General features: G+C 29.6%; 3 protein-coding genes. 2 read left to right on the top strand and 1 reads right to left on the bottom strand.

The window, feature by feature from the left end; genetic code table 11:
* Window positions 1-129: 129 nt before the first annotated feature.
* Window positions 130-267, top strand: coding sequence for a hypothetical protein (locus EAI80_RS13915; RefSeq protein ID WP_238634629.1), 138 nt, complete (start codon window positions 130-132; stop codon window positions 265-267).
* Window positions 268-485: 218 nt separating this feature from the next.
* Here the strand turns inward: EAI80_RS13915 and EAI80_RS12735 are convergent, their stop codons facing one another.
* Window positions 486-671: a hypothetical protein gene (locus tag EAI80_RS12735; RefSeq protein WP_022424722.1), complete on the bottom strand. Its 186-nt coding sequence runs from the start codon at window positions 669-671 to the stop codon at window positions 486-488.
* A gap of 259 nt (window positions 672-930) precedes the next feature.
* Here EAI80_RS12735 and EAI80_RS12730 point away from each other — a divergent pair, with 259 nt between their 5' ends.
* Window positions 931-1,509, top strand: coding sequence for an RQC-minor-1 family DNA-binding protein (locus tag EAI80_RS12730; protein WP_129982335.1), 579 nt, complete (start codon window positions 931-933; stop codon window positions 1,507-1,509).
* The last annotated feature ends 732 nt before the right edge of the window (window positions 1,510-2,241 follow it).

The following is a 2,241-nucleotide window of genomic DNA, read 5'->3' as shown; positions in this document are numbered from 1 at the left end:
ATAGTTTTGGTGGATTTGAGTTTGGTTATATATTTGTGTCCGCGCAACGAAGGCGCGGGGAAATGGAGGAAATCATGTATTAAATAAAGAAGAACCTATTACTTATATAAATCTCATGATGAGGATGGTATGTGGCAGTTCTTATGTGGTAAAGAACATACGACAGATGATGCAAGAATTGTATCTCTAGAAGAAGTCTATGCATTAGATCCTTCTATTGGTGAAGTAGCTGATATGCCTTGTGGTTTTTATATAAATAAAAAGTAAAGTGAAGCCTCCTATGTATGTAGGGGGCTTTATATATTAGAAAAAGTAGAATTTGATCAGATAATGAATATTGACTTAAACTATGCTAAAAATAATGATTCTATTTCTGTTGAAGAAACTTTTAAACGATTAGAAGAAGACATATAATTAAATTTGGTTATGAGAAAAACTTCTAAGAGATAGTGAAATACCTATTTTTTAGAAGTTTTAATTATTTATCAGTCATGTTGTTTCTTCATTTTAGCCATTAAAGCTAAAATTTCCTGTGGGTTTGTTAACTGACGTCCAGGAAGTGTCTGTTTAGGTGTGCGGTCACGCTCGGCTTCATCAATTGCATCTACAAAACGCTTTACACTATCTGGTTTTGATATAACAAAATTATGAGTAATACTTGAAGTGGGCATACTGATATCTTCTATTTTCTACTTTATTATAGGTAATGTGATATAAGAATACAATCTTAAAATTTACAATTAATTTAGAATGATATGTAAACAAAATGGTTATCTCAAAAATGACAATTAACTTCTGCTCCCTGTAATGATAAATGGACTTTGTGCAAAGCATATGATAATTGTATCGTAATTCTCTTTACAGAGCTTTTATGTTGAATGATAAACAGAGTGGTATTAAAATTTATATATGAAAGCGAGGAAATAACCAATGAATAGAAGAGTTAATAGAATACCTGTCGTTCTTGATACAGGTAATGTAAAAGAATTATCTCCAGAAGATATCAAGATGATCTTAAGAGCAGCTGATATGTGTATTATGAAAGCAGGAAGAAATATGCTTGCTAAGATATTAAAAGGTTCTAAGGATAAGAAGGTACTAGAACTTAAACTAAATGAGTGTCCTGCTTATGGCTATTATCATGATTTGAAATTAGCTGATATTATGCATTATATTGATTGGATGATTGATGAGGATTATCTTCGAATTAAATATGATGGACGTCTTCCATTGCTGGTATTTTCTGATGAAGGGTGGGAGATAGAAAAGGAAACATATGCTCAGGAATTGTATCAACAGTTCTGCTTGGATGTAAAAGAAAATAATCCGCGTGTCATTCATAAATTGATCAAAGTAAATAGAAAGGTTATTTTACGTATACTTGATATTATTGAGGAAGAAGGCAATAAGGAATTTATTCCTTGTTTAGAAGCTTATAAAAAAATAGAAACAAAGAGAATTGGTAGACGTATTATTGAAGTAGAGAAGACATTTAAAGATAAAGTGTAAAAGTCAAAAAAGTGGCAGGCAAGAAATACAAAATGTATATTGCACTGTCACTTTTTTTGTATCATTGGAAGATCCATAACAAAGTAGTCCAATACGACATGTTAATCATGTCGTTTTTTGTGGTTCTATCCTTAAACACTTACAAATACAGTATTATGTAAATGCTATATGTAAGCGAATACACGTACATATTTGTGTTATTCCAACAAAATAACCTCACATTTAATTATTACATGTCACAAATTTCTAAATATGGTACAGTCTGTAGGGTAATTGGCGTTGAAAATGTAACCGCTATTGTTTTCTATATTTATAGAAAGTAATAGGCAATTAAAAAAGTGTTATTTTGGAAATGGTATATAAAGGAAGGAGGAATAAATTTTTTTTAATCGTCTATTGTATGTGATTGTTTGCTAATGATTGTGTTATCAATTGCATAAGTGCACAGCTGAATCATATATTACTATGCTCTCTTATTTCTATAATTATTGATATGATAAAGTGGCAAAAAAGCTCTAAAGGTTAAAGAGGAACATTTTATATTTAATATGAATGACTAAGATAATGAGATTAAGGTTTTTAAAACATATTAATTTTAAATGATAAATACTTTAACTGATAGTGTAAAATATTTTGTGTAAATTATGATTTTTCGATTATAGAAAATGGACATATTTCCTAGTAAAATTAAGTCGACCAAAACATTAATCTAAGGAGATATGCCCATGAACT

It is taken from the genome of Catenibacterium sp. co_0103, from assembly GCF_004168205.1.
Lineage (GTDB): Bacteria > Bacillota_I > Bacilli_A > Erysipelotrichales > Coprobacillaceae > Catenibacterium > Catenibacterium mitsuoka_A.
The sequence above is the reverse complement of the archived record's forward strand: the minus strand, read 5'-3'. Positions and strand labels throughout refer to the sequence as shown.